This is a genomic window from Halalkalibaculum sp. DA384, from assembly GCF_043951955.1.
GTDB lineage: Bacteria > Bacteroidota > Rhodothermia > Balneolales > Balneolaceae > JAMQKA01.
The window spans coordinates 17,333-34,996 of the sequence record NZ_JBINJE010000026.1 but is presented as its reverse complement, the minus strand read 5'-3'; the positions used below and the strand labels follow the sequence as shown (position 1 = coordinate 34,996).

12 protein-coding genes are annotated in these 17,664 nt (G+C 46.5%); 3 read left to right on the top strand and 9 right to left on the bottom strand.

The genetic code is table 11. The features are described 5' to 3' along the window. The first annotated feature begins 388 nt into the window (after positions 1-388). Positions 389-2,080, top strand: a complete 1,692-nt coding sequence (locus tag ACG2E4_RS13875; protein WP_395276914.1) for a PQQ-dependent sugar dehydrogenase — start codon at positions 389-391, stop codon at positions 2,078-2,080. A 250-nt stretch (positions 2,081-2,330) separates the two neighbouring features. Here ACG2E4_RS13875 and ACG2E4_RS13870 read toward each other — a convergent pair whose 3' ends face one another. The 6 genes from ACG2E4_RS13870 to ACG2E4_RS13845 all read right to left on the bottom strand — a co-directional run bounded on the left by ACG2E4_RS13870 (position 2,331) and on the right by ACG2E4_RS13845 (position 9,230). Continuing rightward, positions 2,331-3,125, bottom strand: coding sequence for a sugar phosphate nucleotidyltransferase (locus ACG2E4_RS13870; RefSeq protein WP_395261789.1), 795 nt, complete (start codon positions 3,123-3,125; stop codon positions 2,331-2,333). Positions 3,126-3,263: 138 nt separating this feature from the next. Beyond that, positions 3,264-3,431 carry a hypothetical protein gene (locus tag ACG2E4_RS13865; protein ID WP_395261788.1) on the bottom strand — a complete coding sequence of 56 codons (168 nt, stop codon included), beginning with the start codon at positions 3,429-3,431 and terminating at the stop codon, positions 3,264-3,266. A 239-nt stretch (positions 3,432-3,670) separates the two neighbouring features. Continuing rightward, entirely contained in the window at positions 3,671-5,467 is a 1,797-nt protein-coding gene (locus tag ACG2E4_RS13860) for an ABC transporter ATP-binding protein (protein WP_395261787.1), read from the bottom strand. A 289-nt stretch (positions 5,468-5,756) separates the two neighbouring features. After that, positions 5,757-7,157 carry a nucleotide sugar dehydrogenase gene (locus ACG2E4_RS13855; RefSeq protein WP_395276913.1) on the bottom strand — a complete coding sequence of 467 codons (1,401 nt, stop codon included), beginning with the start codon at positions 7,155-7,157 and terminating at the stop codon, positions 5,757-5,759. Continuing rightward, on the bottom strand, positions 7,120-8,220 hold the full coding sequence (gene gmd / locus ACG2E4_RS13850; protein ID WP_395276912.1) for a GDP-mannose 4,6-dehydratase: 1,101 nt from the start codon (positions 8,218-8,220) through the stop codon (positions 7,120-7,122). Before gmd ends, ACG2E4_RS13855 begins: the two co-directional genes overlap by 38 nt. A gap of 56 nt (positions 8,221-8,276) precedes the next feature. Next, positions 8,277-9,230, bottom strand: a complete 954-nt coding sequence (locus tag ACG2E4_RS13845; protein ID WP_395276911.1) for a GDP-L-fucose synthase family protein — start codon at positions 9,228-9,230, stop codon at positions 8,277-8,279. Positions 9,231-9,814: 584 nt separating this feature from the next. On the opposite strand from ACG2E4_RS13845, the gene ACG2E4_RS13840 reads away from it, so the two are divergent. Together ACG2E4_RS13840 and ACG2E4_RS13835 are read left to right on the top strand one after the other, a co-directional pair. Beyond that, on the top strand, positions 9,815-10,798 hold the full coding sequence (locus ACG2E4_RS13840) for a sigma-54-dependent transcriptional regulator (protein WP_395261783.1): 984 nt from the start codon (positions 9,815-9,817) through the stop codon (positions 10,796-10,798). 305 nt (positions 10,799-11,103) lie between these two features. Continuing rightward, positions 11,104-12,516, top strand: a complete 1,413-nt coding sequence (locus tag ACG2E4_RS13835) for a DUF5343 domain-containing protein (RefSeq protein WP_395261782.1) — start codon at positions 11,104-11,106, stop codon at positions 12,514-12,516. A 729-nt stretch (positions 12,517-13,245) separates the two neighbouring features. On the opposite strand, the gene ACG2E4_RS13830 is transcribed toward ACG2E4_RS13835, so the two are convergent. From ACG2E4_RS13830 to rnc, 3 genes are all read right to left on the bottom strand, one after another. After that, positions 13,246-14,256: a sigma-54 interaction domain-containing protein gene (locus ACG2E4_RS13830; RefSeq protein WP_395261781.1), complete on the bottom strand. Its 1,011-nt coding sequence runs from the start codon at positions 14,254-14,256 to the stop codon at positions 13,246-13,248. Positions 14,257-15,425: 1,169 nt separating this feature from the next. Next, complete coding sequence (locus ACG2E4_RS13825) at positions 15,426-16,484, bottom strand: hypothetical protein (protein ID WP_395276910.1); 1,059 nt, start codon at positions 16,482-16,484, stop codon at positions 15,426-15,428. Positions 16,485-16,907: 423 nt separating this feature from the next. Then, positions 16,908-17,663: a ribonuclease III gene (gene rnc, locus ACG2E4_RS13820; RefSeq protein WP_395261779.1), complete on the bottom strand. Its 756-nt coding sequence runs from the start codon at positions 17,661-17,663 to the stop codon at positions 16,908-16,910. Position 17,664: the final 1 nt, after the last annotated feature.

Genomic DNA, 17,664 nt, shown 5'->3' with positions numbered 1-17,664 from the left:
CTGTTCATTGTTTTTAAATCCGTATTTACAATTTAAGATCCTGTTTAAACGTCAATCTTCTGCATTGACCATATCGTCGATCGGGTAATTTTTACACGGCTGTTGAGTAAAAATTACTCGACCCGCGGGGACCTCCCATCAACGTTGCCGCGAAGTCTTTCGAATTACCCCTGCATACCCGGCTCTTCCCGCTCCAGCATTGCTGTTTTCAGCATTTTGTTCATCTCATATGCTCTTGATAACAAGATTGGTATAACTATTGCTAATTTTAAATAGTAGTAGAGAGAAAAACTGTTCTTAGAATTATTTTTAACGGGTATACAATTCCCAGTTTTAATCAGGCGGCTATAATATTGGACTTCCGGCTATAAAGCATTCAAGAAGCATCATGAAAACAAAGAAATACTATATTCTCGCATTTTCTGTATTTGGATTAATATTACTTTTCCTATTCAGTGGATATATCATCGGATATCACAATTTTCCTCCCTCCCAGTTACTCCGGAAAGTTGAAATAAAACTGATGGGCCACTATCTGGATCGCATCCAAAATCCAACATCGAAACCGGAATATTACGAATCAATTTTTCTACGTCTCAACAGTAAGGAGGCGAGCCTCCGGGAGCATCTTACCCGAAACGGCAGGGGTGGTGGACTCACCTCCTTTGGAGATGCGGTGTTGCTGTTGACCTATGACGGGCAAATTTTTGCCGCACGCTCGGCAGACAATATCCAAAAAACGGGTATCGCTGTGCCAGATAATGGATTTTTGGCATATAAACAGGCAGCCGAATCCGACCAGTTCAACCACCTGAACCACAATTTTGGACTCTTCCGGTACAATGATATCCTCTTTTACGAAGCGCCGGGCAACCGGGGACTAGCCATCTCTTATACCGAATTTGACAGTACAGAAAACTGCTACCGCAACACGGTGGCCACCCTGCCTGTTGAACCTGGCACTCAATCTGTTGAACAGCTGTCCGCCCGTCCGGGAGACTGGGATATCATATACCGGGCGCAACCCTGCCTGCCTTTTAAAAATATAAACAACGCCCTGGAAGGGGGGTTGGCCGGGGGACGGATTGCATTCCGGGCGCCCTCCACCCTCTACCTGGGCAACGGCGATTACCACTGGGATGGAATGTATGCCCCAAAGGCCATTGCTCAGGACCCCGGCGTTGACTACGGGAAAATCATGAGTATAGACCTGCAGTCGCGAGAAAGCCGGATCATCGCTTCCGGCATCCGCAATCCACAGGGATTGGCCCTCGATAACGAAGGCACGCTGTGGGAGGTGGAACACGGACTGCGCGGAGGTGACGAGCTGAACCGTATTGAGGAGGGCAACAACTACGGCTGGCCTGTCGAAACCCTGGGCACACAGTATTCCAAGCTTCCCATACCCGGGGAGCAATCGCCCGGGCGCCATTCCCGGTTCGTAAAGCCGATCTTTTCCTGGATCCCGTCGGTGGCGATATCCAACCTGACCCTGACAGAGGGATTTCACGAGAGCTGGGACGGCGACCTGCTGATGGCCTCGCTCAAAAGCATGAGCTTGTTCAGAATTCGCATAGAAGAAAACCGTGTGATGTTTACCGAAAGAATTGAGATCGATGAACGCATACGATACGTACATCAACACACTGACGGGCGACTGGTATTGTGGACCGACAGCAGCAAGCTGATATTTCTTACCCCCCACCCGTACAGAGATCATTTTGTGACCGACTTTTTGGATAGCAAAAAATATGAACCCGGCCTGAAAAAAAGGCTTAAAATAACCATCGACGGCTGCCGGCAATGCCATTCCATTGATCCGGACAACCATGAACATGCGCCCAGCCTGGCGATGCTGTTTGATGCTGAAATTGGTTCTGCCAGCTATTCAGACTACTCTTCGGCCCTGGAGGCGAAAAAAGGTACCTGGAACCGTACAACACTGAAGGCGTTCCTGTCTGATCCCGAGACCTTTGCCCCCGGTACAACCATGCCCAGGCCCGGCATTAATGATGACACTGTCATGGAGGGAGTTATTGACTTTTTAGAAGCGGCCAGTACTAATGGTACAGGACTTTAACCCTTTTTGCCGCAAGCACAGTGGCCGGGGATCAAATTTTGTTTGGGACCGTAAGCTAATATTGATGTAAGGCAAGTGTGATTCTCCGTCCACCCAGTGGATTTATTCGCATAACCAGGAGTCGCTCAAAAAATTTTGGTGGCCCTTTCCCGTGGTAGAGATATTCCTTTTTGTGTGAGCAAAAGGAACCCAAAAGCGCCCACAGAGAAGAGAGTAGTTATCGGTTATTAGTTATGGGCAGTCCTGGCTATTACATCCCAATTTCGCCGCGCAACGCCCTTCTCAACCCGGAGAGGGTCCCGATATCGATATATTCCCCGTCTGTAAACGTTATCGAATCTATTGTCAAACCGCTATCCAGGGCATGCTTAAAGATATCTCCAATAAATATCTCTCTCCTCTTTTCGGATTTTAACCGTTTGATTACACCGGTATCCGCTGCGATCTCGTGTAGATATCTTGTAAAGGCGGGAGTCCATACAGCGATAGCCCAGGCATCGGTCAATTCCGGGTGGTCAGGTTTAATGACAATATCCTGCACCCGCCCCTGCTCGTCGGCTGCTACCAAATCGGCCCCGTGTGGGTTGGTGGCGCGGAACAATCCCAATACGACCTCCGCGCCTGTCTGTTGCTGCCTTTCCAGCAGGCTGACAAATGCACTTTTCGGCTTGAACAGAATATCAGGAAATCCGAGGAGGACCATGCTGTCTTTGGCGAACGGGTATGCAAGGTCGATTGTGTGATAGGTGCCCGGGGTCGGTTCTGTAACCAGATAGGCCAGCGGACAACCTGGTTCTGTGCCCATCCCCAGGTACTGGGGAATATCCCACTTCCCCTTGCGGATAATCATATACACCTGGTCGGCACCCGCTGCTGCACAGCTTTCAAGCAGACCGGCAGTCGCCACTTTTATCTCCGGACTTTTTCCCGATCTATGATCCTCCACACCGACCGGAAGGATCTCTTTGCTGCATGGAATCGGTGAAATACGTGAGGCGCCCCCGGCAGCGGGAATAATTCCCGTAATGCGTTTTTCTTCGACCATTGGAATAACGTTGGGTATCATTTAAAATCCAGGGATCTCTTCTGCTTTCCCGGACACCTTAAACAGCTCTTTAATTACACTGGGTTGAACCTTTTTAAAAAACTTGTAGCAGAAAAGCCCTCCGGTAAACTGCTGCAGTTATTGCAGTTGTGGCTCGTGCGTTGCAGGCAGAGGATCCGCATCTTCTGCAAGCCAGTCGCTCAGATCAGTATCCATGAGCTTCTCAAGTTCTATAATATCCAGCCTTAACAAATGGGTAATCAGCTCTTTGTGCTCATCTTTAAACTCAGGTTTTACCTTGAACATCCGGGTGACTTTTCAGTATTCTGGCAAGTGTGGTGGTGCCGCATTTTTGGGCACCAATAATCATAAAATTCACTCTCATGTCTGTATCTCCAGTTTTTTTCTTTTATCTCGTGTTGTTGCCGTCAATTTCAACACCTGCTAACCAATTGTTCAGGTGAATTACGTCTATACAGGTCTCCTTCGACAGGAGAATATCCTCCTCCCTAAATGACAATACCCCCGGGGCCGTGATTGAACTGTTACGCCTCCAGGGCCATTTCTCGAAAGAGCGTACTCTTTTCCACCAATTCATTATAGGTTCCCTCCTGCACGATTTCCCCCTCCTCCATGAGGTATAGCCGGTCGCAGTTCATTACGGTTGTCAACCGGTGGGCAATCATGATGATCGTTCGTTCCCCGATCAGGGATTCAATCGCCTTGGTGACCTGCTGCTCGGTGATGTTATCCAGCGCCGAGGTCGCCTCGTCCATCACCAGTACTTCCGGATTGTGATAAAGCGCCCGTGCGATGCCCACACGCTGCCGCTGCCCCCCGGAGAGACGGGCCCCGTGCTCCCCGATAATGGTGTCCAGCCCGTCGGGTAAATTTTTGAGCAACCGGCCGAGCTGAGCCGACTTTATCGCCCGGGCGATCTTTTCATCGTCAATTTCATGTTCCGGCAATCCAAAAGCGATATTACGGCGCAGCGTATCGTCTGCCAGGTATATGGATTGGGGGATATATCCAATATTCTGCTGCCATCCCGAAAGATTCTTGTGGATATCGGTGCCGTCAACGGTAATCGTCCCTTTTGTTGGTTCCATTAGTCCCAGCAGCAGATCCACGATTGTTGTTTTGCCGGCACCCGACTCCCCGACAAAGGCGATCGCCTTTCCTTTCGGAATAGTCACCGAAATGCCGTTCAGGGCCTGCTCGTCACTCCCCGGATAGCTGTAGTGCACATTTTTGACTTCAATATGATCCCTGAAATCTATTTTCGTTGCTTTTTCGCGGTCTTCCAGGAACTTCTGCGTCTCTTTCTCCAGCATTTTCAGGTCATCGTAGACGGGATCCAGGGAAGCAAGGTTGTACTGAAGCCCCGTGTACATGGAGCTGATGGATTGAATAGCCGGCATGAGTCGTACAGTGGCCATCGCAAAAAGCGTCAACGTCGGAATAATTGCGCTCATGGGCCGCCCCTGCACCACCATAAGAACGGAGATCAACATCATCCCGATTACGGCCGTGGTTTCCACTACGGGTCTCGGTATCTGTTTGATAAACCGGGTATAGGTGTTCAGCGTGGCACTTGCACGCGCCTCTTTACTGAACTGGTTCATAAATTCGGCCTCCCTGTTCAGGATACGGGCATCTTTAAGGCCGCTGATCCCTTCATAAATTGCCTTGATCATTTTACCCCGGTGTTCGAGTTCCTCCTCGCCGTACTGTTTCATCTTGTTCTGTGTAAAAAAGATAAAAGACCCGGCGCCGAGTCCCGACAACAGCAGCACCACAATCGTTATGAGAGGCTCGTAGTAGAACAGGAAACCAAGGATCGTGAGGGCCATGACCCCGTCTCTCCCGATTTTCAAAAAGCCCTGAATAATATTGTTTACGACAATATTGACCTCCCCATTCACATTCCGGACCAGCTCGGATGAGTTCCTGTTTAAGTGAAAGGTGTAGGGCGCCTGCATATAGGTATCCATCATCCGGCGGCTGACCAGGTATTTGCGATTAAATAAAAACCGGGATTCCACATACCCATAAAAAACGATATACGCGCTTTTAATAATGAACATAAGCACAAGTGCTACAGAACCGAATAAAAGCAGGTCCTGCGCATTCTCTATGCCCAGGTACATTAAAAGTGGACCCAGCAGCTCATACTCCAGCACGCGATCCGGCACGGCTACAATAGCCACAAAAGCCGGTATCATGCCGATGCCGGCAATTTCCAGAAGGGCCGCCACGAGCATCATGATAAAGAGTATCGTGATCTTGAGCTTGTCGCCCGGGGGCAGCATGTAAAATAGTTTTTTCAGGATTTGTCTCATTCTAATATTGTTTTTATGCTGTAGTTAATAGTTAAAGATTTTGCATAGCTCTCTTAAAATTGTTGCGAACAGCAGTTATTTACTGATGTTAACGCTACTCCTGATTCCCATACTTGTTGATAACATCGCATTTATAATTTGCTGCAGATCACGCAAACTCTGGTACTGTTCGGTCTTCTCTCTCGATGTTACTATAGCAGATCCATCCTGCCGGCGCTTTTTGCTCCGGTCTATCCTGCCCAGTACATTGTCCAGGTCGCAATGTACGGTAATGGGTTAAAACCCCGCATTATGCCTTCCATATTTGATCTTCGGCTTTCGGCTGAATCTCTTTCAGGGCATTTCGGGTATCCACAATGATATCGTTCCACTCCACCAGCTCCCGGTAATTGATGTCTGAGTGGTTTGTTGAAATAATGACCGCGTCAAAACCGGAAATGGTCTCCTTATTCCAGCCGACCGACTTCATTCCGGTCCATTCGTCGTGCTCCCTGGTCGGCCATATTTCCGGGATATAGTGATCATAATAGGAAACATTTGCCCCATATTCCTTAAGCAGGTCCATCAGCTTGAAGGTCGGGGATTCCCTCAGGTCATCCACATCGGGCTTGTAGGCCAGCCCGATAACCAGGATATCACTTCCGTTCACCGGCAGCTGATGGGCATTGAGCGCTTTAATCGTCCGCTCAATCACGTACCGGGGCATACTGGTGTTGATCTCCCCGGCAAGCTCAATAAAGCGCGTGTGCTGTTCATATTCGCGCGCCTTCCATGTCAGGTAAAAGGGATCGATCGGGATGCAGTGTCCTCCCAGGCCGGGTCCCGGGGTGAATTTCATGAAGCCAAACGGCTTGGTGGCCGCCGCATCCAGCACCTCGTGAACATCGATGTCCATCTCCTGGAAGACGACCTTCAGCTCGTTGACCAGCGCAATGTTGACAGATCGGAAAATATTTTCCGTAAGTTTGACCGCCTCGGCCGTTTTATTGTCGGATACCGGTACTGTTTCCACAACAATCGCATCATATAACGTGGTGGCGATCTCCAGGGCCTCTGCTCCATCTGCGCCAACCACTTTCGGAATTTTAGCCGTATTAAAGTCGGGATTGCCCGGGTCTTCCCGCTCCGGGCTGTAGGCGACGAAGAAATCCTCTCCCGATTTCAGCCCGGAACTTTTCTCCAGGATCGGTATAATAAGCTCGTCGGTCGTTCCGGGATACGAGGTAGACTCCAGGATAACAAGCTGTCCCCTACGCAGATGTTTTGCAATACTTCGGGTGGTAGCTTCCACATATTGCATGTCCGGCTCCCGGTAGGCGTTCAACGGGGTGGGAACGCACATCAATATCGCATCCATGTCTGCGAGCTTCGCAAAATCGAGCGTGGCAGAACAGGTATCGGAGTTTGCCAGTTTTCCCATCATTTCGTACCCGAGATGCTTGATATACGGGGTGCCTTCCCTTATATGATCGATTTTGCCTGAATCCACGTCAAAACCGGTCACGGGGAAGCCCACTTCGTGAAAAGTCCACAGCAGTGGCAGCCCCACATATCCCAGCCCGATGATCCCTACCTTTGCGGTTTTGAGCTCAATGCGTCTCAGCACATCATCTTTAAGCGTAATAATATCATCGCGTTGGGTAACCTCAACGTCATTGTATGTATTTTGCAATTTTTGAATAGTCTTCATTGTTATTGTTGATTAAGTTAATTTTTTCCTGGTCTTCTTTGACCATCTCCTCAATAAGTTCGTCGAAGCTGTATTTGGGAACCCATCCCAGTTCATTGCGTGCTTTACTGGCATCGCCGATCAGCAGGTCCACTTCCGTGGGACGAAAATAGCGTGGATCAATCTCAATAATCGTATCGCCGGTATCGGCATTGATCCCCTTTTCCTCGACCCCTTCACCAACCCACCGGATCGGAATTCCGGCATGGCGGAATGCCCGCTCACAAAACTCCCTTACGGTGTGGGTCTCCCCGGTGGCCAGCACATAATCCTGCGGGTCGTCCTGCTGCAGCATCAGGTACATCCCCTCCACATAATCTTTTGCATGTCCCCAGTCTCTCTTGGCTTCCAGGTTGCCCAGGTACATCTTTTCCTGGTGTCCGGCTGCAATGCGGACTGCGGCCCGCGTTATTTTGCGGGTGACAAAGGTTTCTCCCCGTTCCGGCGATTCGTGATTAAACAGGATGCCGTTCACGGCAAACATGTCGTACGCCTCCCGGTAGTTTATGGTGATCCAGCAGGCATACAGTTTGGCTACGGCATAGGGAGAGCGGGGATAAAACGGGGTCGACTCGTTTTGCGGAACCTCTTGTACCTTGCCGTACAATTCGCTTGTGGAAGCCTGATAAAATTTTGTCTTGCCTGTCATTCCGAGGATCCGTATCGCTTCCAGCAGGCGCAGCACGCCCAGCGCATCGGTGTTGGCGGTATACTCGGGGGCATCAAACGATACCTGCACGTGGCTCTGGGCTCCGAGGTTGTAAATCTCGTCTGGTTGCACATCCTGGATGATGCGGATTAAATTTGTCGAATCGGTCAGATCCCCGTAATGCAGGTAAAACGGCAAACCCTTGGTATGGGGATCGTGGTAGAGATGATCTATTCGTCCCGTGTTAAAAGAGCTGGAGCGCCGTTTTATTCCGTGCACTTCATACCCTTTGTTCAACAAAAATTCTGCCAGATAGGCCCCGTCCTGCCCGGTTATACCGGTAATTAATGCCACTTTTTTTGATTGTGCTCCCATAATGATCTCACTTTGTATTTTTTTATATCTACTACTAATTAATTCCAGATCCCGCGTCAGGTTTCAAGTTTTAGCTCTTTAAGCTGGTCCTCATGGTCAACGAACCAGCGGTAGGTGTCGGCAAGTCCCGCCGCCAGTTCTTTCCTGTGATGCCAGCCGGCCGCATGGATGCGCGAGACATCCAACAGCTTTCGGGGGGTGCCGTCGGGCTTTGAAGTATCCCAGTTGATTGCCCCCCGGTGGCCGACAATATCCTGTACCATTTCGGCCAAATCTCTGATCGGCAGATCCTTGCCGGTTCCTACATTGTACATCGGGGCGTCGAGATCTTCTTCCACTGCAAACAGGATCGCCCGCGCAAGATCTTCCACGTACAAAAATTCGCGGCGGGGCGAACCGGTTCCCCATAATTCCACCGGCTGATGGCCATTTTCCTTAGCCTCGTGAAATTTTCGGATCATCGCCGGTACAACGTGAGAGGTCTCCAGGTCAAAATTATCGCGCGGTCCATATAGATTAGTGGGCATCAACGCCACATAATCCCTGCCATATTGTTTTCGGAGCGCTTCACACAGCTTGATACCTGCAATCTTGGCCACGGCATACCACTGGTTGGTCGGTTCCAGCGGACCCGTCAGCAGGCTCTCTTCCCGAAGGGGCTGATCGGCATGTTTGGGATAGATGCAAGAGCTTCCCAAAAACACCAGCTTGGGCACCTGGAGGGAATGAGCCGCATGAATAACATTATTTTGGATAGCCAGGTTATCATATATAAACTGAAACGGGTACCGGTCATTGGCCAGTATCCCCCCGACCCTGGCCGCGGCAAGTACAATAACATCCGGCTGCTCCTGGTCCATGAAGCTACGCACCTCCGCCTGGTTCCTCAGGTCGAGTTCCGAACTGCTCCTTGTTATAATATTCCGATATCCCTGCGCTTTAAGCTGGCGCAGGACGGCCGATCCCACCATCCCGGTATGGCCGGCTATATAGATCTTGCTATTGCTCATGAATATCTCGCATTTGATGTAGCCTGTCTGATTAACTTCTTTTCTCCATGGTACCATAATATATTGTAAGGAGAACAGCGAAACGGGTTATCCGAAAAGAATAGCCACACTACGCTTCCCCTTCTAGTGTTACAAGAGTTGTGCCAATCCATTCACTGAGAGAAATCTCCAGGGACGAGGTGAGTCAAAAGTGAACTCACGCCTTGTAAATGCCTGTTACAGGGTCATTTTTCTCGAGCCGTAATTTTGGTAAAGAAAAAAGGTTGCAGAATAATTTGTACGGCTGGGTAATTTTTACACAACCGTATGCGTAAAAATTACCCGTTTTTTATATCTCCCCTATTTCGCCACCACGTGCCGGGTATATGATATCGGCGTAATACCCCGTTTCAAAGAGTCCTGACAGGGTTTTAAATTTTTTCCGTCCAGTTGGCACGCTTATTGATTTACTAATCATGGATTGTCGGGAAAAACAATTCAGATTTAAATATTCATCAACTAATTATCCATCACACAAAAAAATGACAATCACGGGTTCCCTTACACGGGTCTGTCGGTAATAATAAAACTGAGAGAATTTTTTAATGAAAACACTATCAGACAAACCACTTAACCTTACGCCTCCAACAAATGGAGCAGAAATAGAGACTGTAAATTTCTACAGTGAGATTATGCGGGATCTATATAAACATATTGTGGATCTGGCCCAGAGGGATAACAATATTATCATCGTGGGAGAACAGGGAACAGGGAAAAACCGTACGGCCAAAATGATTCATTCGCTGAGTTCTTTCTCAGAAGGGCCGTTTGGCAATTTATTCTGTAATACCCTTGAAGAGACTATCCAAGAGAAAATGAAAGAGCTGGAGAGCACGCTTGAGGGAGATACCTACCAAAGCAGCGAGGACTTTGGTATGGACTTCCTATCAGGAGGGACGCTATTCTTTAATTCTTTCTCCGAGCTGAGCCACCTAAATCAAAAAATACTGGTCAGGCTCGTGCATAATGCCCAGCAAATGGCCATGCAAACCGAGAAAGTGAGCGAGTTCAGAATTATTATTTCTGTGGAGCAATCCGCATATGCTGAGTTTTCAGAGCAGCCATTTTGGGACGATCTGCTGGAACAACTCAATCCCGTTATAATTGAACTTCCTCCCCTGCGGGAGCGATGCGAAGATATAACGCTGTTGATTGATCAGTTCTTGCTCGACTTCGCCTCCAAAAACGGTACGCCGGTTCACGCTATATCACCCCGTGCGGCCTATAAATGTATTTCATACCATTGGCCTGGCAACGTCAGGCAGCTTAAAAACACCATTGAACACGCGGCCACCGTAGTTCCGGCCGGAGAGGTTATTACCAGCGATCAACTGCCCTTTTCCATCAACTGGAAATCGCCATACACCCACATAAATAATGCGATGGAATACAACCAGAGCTTTTTACGGGCGGAAAAAATGCTGCTAAAAGAGATTGTAGAAATTTCCGATCTGTCGGAACAGGAACTACAAAAGAATGAATATGAGTTCCGCATTCCATTTAGGAATCGGAAAATATTTTTGTCGTAATTCAAACGAACGTATCTGGTGATATGCTTCAGCTGCAGGTACGCGTTGGCGTTGGCTATCTGTCGCTTCTTCGGGAGGTCGTTCCCTCCCCTTCCTGATGTTTTAATTGGGATTCAGCAGGCAGCTTGCCCTCGCATCTTTACCGACGAGAGAGCAATGCGTGATGCGAGTGGGAACACATTCTTAAATATCACAGAAACCATCAATGAGGAACAAGGCTTTGCGGGGGTTACAACCGCTATCGAGCGTAATACAAAAACATACATCAAAATTCGGCTTAACAACAGAGACAAACGAGGCACATTATGAACATCTTCGAAACATTCGTAACCAAATCAACTCAACTTGACGAGGCGCTTGAAAAAATACGCAAGCAAGACATTCCTGAATATTTTAACCAGGATTTCCTGGAACAGATCGATCTGAAACGGCCCAACTCCATCCACTACGTCATGCTGTTCAAAAAGCTGGGACTGGTTGATGAAAACGACGAACCGTTCCTGGAATTTTACTCCCAGTTTGTTGAGTCAGAAGATCGTTCGCGGGCCTTGATAGCTGAACTGGTAAAAAAGGCCTATGCCCGTTTGTATGAGCAGGACAAGGAGATCCACAAGCTGCCGAAAACAAAAATACACAACCTGTTCAGGCAGGTGATGGGCGATGAAAAGTCAAACACCTTCGTGCAGCTGGTAGCCGATACGTTTATCGCCTTGACAAAATATGCCGACTGGAACAGTTCGATAACCGTAGATCTGGACCGACACGAGTCGGTCGAACACTCGGGGGACATGGACGATAGTCCGGAGGAAGAGGATACCAGCAACAGTGTGGATACAGCTGTTGAACACCATATTTCAGATATTGACGAGGATCAACAAGAGGAAGAAACGGTCCTGGAGGAGGAACTGGCCGTAGTCGAGGCAAACGGGATAATTCCGGGAGAGACGGAAGACAACGGGGTTTCAGAGTGGTTCAAAAAACCTGCAAATGCACATGAGGAATTTCTGCTGGAACTGCTAAATGGAAATTCAGATCACCATTACCGTACGGATACCGAAGCCTCCACAAGGAACGGGCACTCCTCTTATTCCGTGAATGGAAAAGACCGTACGCATAACGGGGCTGCCGGCACAAAACCCAATTCCAAGGGCACCAAACCCAATACATATTATACAAAAGAAGAGCCCGGGGGAAACGCAGGCGTCTCTGAGAATGGAATTGAATTCGACTGGGGAGACCTGAGCCTTGAGGAGCCCTTCAACACAAACGGAGATGAAGTACCAGCTCAAAATGCAGAAGAAAGAGTCGATGACGGGAATACAACCATAGACCAAAGCTCAAAAAATTCGACAGATCAACCAGCCAGTGCCGACCATTTGGAAAATGAAACTATGGAAGATATTCAATTATTGTCGTCCCAAAAGAACGGGACAGGCAACATTGAGGAGGAATCGGACTTGCTAAAAAACGCCTTGATCAAGCGGGCCAACCTGCTTACCGAGCTTGGACGCTTTGAGGAAGCCGTCAACGCATTTGACGAGATCTTGAAATATGCCAAAACGGATATCAGCGTTGGGAAAGAGGAGATCACTGCTTCCATTTACCAGAAAGCACAGCTCCTGGAGAAGTTGAACCGGCTGGATGAAGCGGTACATACCTACGACGAGCTGATTCAGCAGTATTTTGTTCGTGTACCTGCGTCCGTTTCAAAGCGTTAATCCCGATCTCCCCACCTTATCCATAATTGTATCCTGCCGCCGGTTCCAGTAGCCCGCGGCAGGAAAATCATGTACTATTTTGATTCGCGGGAGCATGTGGGCGAATAATCTTTTGTCAGGAATTCACTGCTGAATACGTTCGGCATCCACACAAATTCAGTTTTGCCCTTTGCTTTTCGTAGATTTCCTTTTGTGCGAATAAAAAGTAACCGGAAGAATTGCTGTCTAACCCGTATTACCTCACGATAATTTATGTAAAGATCAGTACCCTGATGGCAGGCAGTATCTTACATCCTATTTTACCGATTTTTTATTGGGCAGGGTATAAAGCGCTGGGAGATTTGCCCTTCAGCTGCGTTAAAGGGAACATCACCTGCTCAAGATACAGCAGTACCTCTGCGCGGCCAAAATGTGCGGGGAGATCAGGGTTGATTAGCAACAGTTTCGTCAAAGTTCTGCCTATCCCATTACTCTTAAATTACTCCAGGTGACTTTGCAAAACATTCGAATCACCGTTCGGAGGCCGTTCTCCTCTCGCTTTATGTGCTTATAAGGTCGGTGGTACAACCCTCTCTCAACCAGGCATCAGGTTCTGCAAAGACCTCTCCAAAAGTATATTCAGGCAAGTATAACAAAAATGGCGAAATCTTAACCAAATGGGGCGGTAATACTCATGTTGTGATCTCGTATCGTCGGTCAGGAAATCCGCGGTGGGTTTGTTATGGGGTATTACTTATCAATTTTACTGCTGAGGGTTTTTCGGGTAAGTCCAAGTATGCGGGCCGCCTCGGTCTTGTTATTGTCGACCGTGGCCAGCGTCTGAAGAATCACCGCCCGTTCCACCTCTTGCATCGTCGTTCCCATCGGAACCTGCAGGAAGGAATCTTTGTCATCCTTCCTCGAGCTGCTGGTATTCTCAAAGAATCGATCGGGCAAAATAGAGGGTTCAATTTTTTCTTGTGGACTCAGTATCACGCAGCGCTCAACAATATTTTTCAGCTCGCGTACATTACCCGGCCACAGGTATTCTTTTAATATCCCGATACATTCATCGGTAAAATACATATCTGGGCAACTGTATTTTACCGTAAAATGATCTAAAAAATGATCCAGCAACACGGGCACATCATCAACCCTGCGACGCAAAGGGGGAATATAAAGCTCCAGTACATTGATCCTGTGATACAGATCCTCACGGAAGCTTTTGTCTTCCACTTTTTCAAGCAAAATTTTATTGGTGGCAGAAACGATTCGTACATCCACCGATATCTCTTGTTTTCCTCCCACACGCCTGAATGAATTTAATTCAACCGCCCTCAGTACTTTTACCTGCAGGGAGCTCGGCATATCGCCAATCTCATCCAGAAACAAGGTGCCGTTGTTCGCCTGCTCAAAACAGCCCTCTTTTACAGAGGTCGCGCCCGTGAAGGCCCCCTTTTCGTGACCAAACAGCTCGCTTTCAAACAGTTCGCCCGGAATGGCCCCACTGTTAATCGGCACGAACGGTCCGTCGTCTCGGGGACTGTACCGGTGTATAAGCCGTGCAATTACCTCTTTCCCCACTCCGCTTTCACCTGTTATGAGAACAGGAGCCTCTGAGGAGGCAAACTTCTTGACTTTATCCAGCATCTCCTTCATTTCGGGAGAATTGGTAATAAAAAGCGGGTGATCGGAGCTCTCTTGTTTCTGCTTGTCAAACTCCGATTCCTTGGGTTTTAGACGATCTTTAGTTTCCATCATAGCATCACCCCAATTGATTCTGTCAAAACAGGCTTTTTGGATACACTCATTTTTTTATCCAAAAGCCAATTAACACTCCTAATTATCTATAAACACTTATAAACCAAGTATTTAATTATAACATTTGTAACGAAAAGAAAAAATTAATGTGAGAATTTTAATGTTGGGTTAACATCCCTTAATCATTTACAGGCAGGAAGCATTTTACCAGGATTCCATTAAGGCTGTTCGAGGTAATTTATAAATTTCTCACGCTTCTGCAATCTGCACGCGCTGTTGTACGTACCCCGCCACCAAGGTCTTTCTCGTTTAATCCGTTCCATTCCGTCTGTGATATTATTTTTCTAGACACTCAATGCTGAACCAATAATTTATGTTGTATCAATGTCTCGATCAAATTAAATACCTTTAATCCCGATCACAGGAACTCGCATACCATCCATAACCCATAAAACCAGTGTCTTGCCAAATCCTGGATCTGGGTCTGTTCCTGGGAGAACGCGGACAACACCGATAAGGAGGTAGGCTGCAGGCTGTGTCCTGCCGGACAGTAGCATCGCTGCGAGAGTTCCTTGGAAGTTTTTGCCGGATTGGCAAAGTGACTACGAGCTCATGGGACCGGCCAAATTACGACAATTATTTGTATGGAACACACCAGCATCTACGATGGTCGTCTGCTGAAAGCCTTAAAGGAGTTTGGATACAAGAGGTCTGTGCACAAGCAAGACCATTCTTTATACGATTGTTACCACATAGGTATCACCCACCGTTATATTTATACCTATCACCTGAAAACAAACTACAAGATCGAGCAGTTGTAGAAGTTCCTAGAAAATGATTTGCTGAGTAAAATCTATTTTGAGGACTATGAGCAACTGAAGATCGATCTCACAGAGTATTTGTACTACTGTAACCGCGAGCAGCCCTACCAAGATGTCGGGAGACAGACTCCCGCTCAGTTTAACCAAAACTGTCAACAAATTACATAACTTTTACAACCCTGACATAAGTCCTATGCTTTTAAAAGGAAAAATACATCAATCTAAAAATTGTCTTTCAAGTGGAAAAATATTTCCCAAATATGGTAAAAGCTCCTTGCATTTTTACTGTACAACTCATCCTCCAACTGAAAGCACCCTGCACTTTTAGTGCAGGGTGCTTTCAGTTGGTCATTTAAAACGTTGTTTTAGAGCCAGTATGAATTTTAAAATCCTTTCTAATATGGATGACTTAGAGCGATCCTGAACCGTTTTCTTGATAAGTGTATCAATCACAAGAGCTTCATAATGATCAATTGATTGCTCATTATCAACTTGATATACATCACGAATGGCCGCCTTACCGTCTTTAAAGTTAGAAATAGCACAAGTGGAAATCTCATTTGAATAATCTTTTAAAAAATTAATGCCAAAGTTGTTTTTTAGCCATTCAAGATCAGCCCGATGTTTATTTTGAATAAATTTGTGAACTTCCGGTTTAAGTTTAGGCGGATAAGGAACAGGAGCATTAATCTCCTTAACTATATTAATAAAACTTTTAAGCTGATTCTCTTTATCCTGATATAAATTCACCTGTAGCTTTTCTAATAACAACATTTGTTGTATTGAGAGGGAAATGTTTCTAAATTTGTTTGGCTTAGATAGCTTGTTAACATCTATACCAATTGCATTGCATAACGTTTCACATGAATCTACTCCTGGACGAAATTCAAGCACTGTAACAGGGCAGTATTTTTGCCACACTTCGATCACATTTTTGAAATTATAAAAAAATTCTTGAGGAGCAGTAATATACGAACGCCCTTTAATTATCTGCTGTTGAATAGATTTATACAACTCTTCCGGATTCCGCACAAATACATAGATTTTAATTTCTAGGGAAAACTTTTTAAGATAATCCAGGTAGTTTTTTATATACTCCTCTTTATCAATAAAAAGATATTCGGTAGAAATAATTTGATGTTCAAAATCAGCATGTAAATCATCTTCAAGTTTGGAAAAATACTGATCAACAATATGGCTCAACTTATCCTTATCCTTTGCTTTTAAACTCCTCGGCCATTCCTCAGTAGGTGCCTTGGTTGCAAAATATGACAAATGATGATTGAATTTCCCACCAGGATAATGAAAGCCCAATTTGTTAAGGTTTTTTCTATTGTTATGAAATGTGTTTTGTATTGAGGTAGTGCCAGTCTTAAATGAACCAATATGAAGATGTAAAGTTTTCATCAGAATTATTTTATAGGAATTTATAAAGTATACACTTTTTCTTATATAGGGTATTTAAATTACTTAGAGTATTATGAAGTATAGCATGTTATAAATTCTTGTAACATATTGCTAACAACGGTTAATAAGTATTATAAGCAATAGAGAATTTCGGATACCAAATTTCAGCAATTAATTAACTAACGTGAGTTCTATTAGACTTACTTTAAAGTACTCAATTCGGGATTACAAAAAACGTAACGGTTTGCCTTTTTTGCCAGTAACAAGCAACTAAGAGGACTTTTATAAAATCTTCTGATTTGTTGGAGGTGGGTGTATCACCCCGAAAAACGGGAATGCAACTCCTCTGACCCAGAAGTCTGGAGTTTTTGTGATGGCCTCTTGATGTGACACCTGAATAACCCGGCAATCAATAACTAAATCCTAAACCGCTTCCAGCCTTTCCAGTGCCTCTTTGGCCGCCAGTTGTTCTGCCTCTTTCTTGCTTTTCCCTTTGCCTTTCCCGTACTCCTGGTTGTCAACGATGACCCGTATTTCAAACGTTTTGTTGTGACCGGGTCCCTCCTCGGCTACGACCTCATATTCCGGGATAGCCATTTTGTGGGCCTGGGCATATTCCAGCAGGATGCTCTTATGATTGTCCAGTGTGTTGATCACTTTTTGGAAGTCGACATACTCATGAATCACCCGTCCCACAAAATCAAACGTGGGGTTATAGCCTTGATCCATATACATGGCGCCTACCAGCGCCTCAAAAACATCCGCAAGTATGCTTTTGGAAAACTCTATACCCTGTCCCTGCGCCCGTTCTCCAAGTACCAGCAGTTCGCTGAGGTTAAGCTTTTTTGCATACGAGGCCAGCGCGTCGCCCTTTACCAGCTTGGCCCTGAGCTTGGTTAAAAAACCTTCATTTTTTTGAGGAAACTTCTGGTAAATAATTTCAGTGATAATGAGGTCCAGGACGGCATCTCCTAAAAATTCAAGGCGCTCATAGGAGTCGGAGGGAACATATTTTTCATCCGCCAGCACCGATCGGTGCCTCAAGGCCCTGACAAAAAGGTGGGCATCATCAATATCGGTATTGATGATCGATTTTAAATTTTCCAGTCGCTCTTCATGCTCAGAAGGGATCTCACGAGATGGGCTCTTTGTGAAATATGACCTGAGCTTTTTAAACATC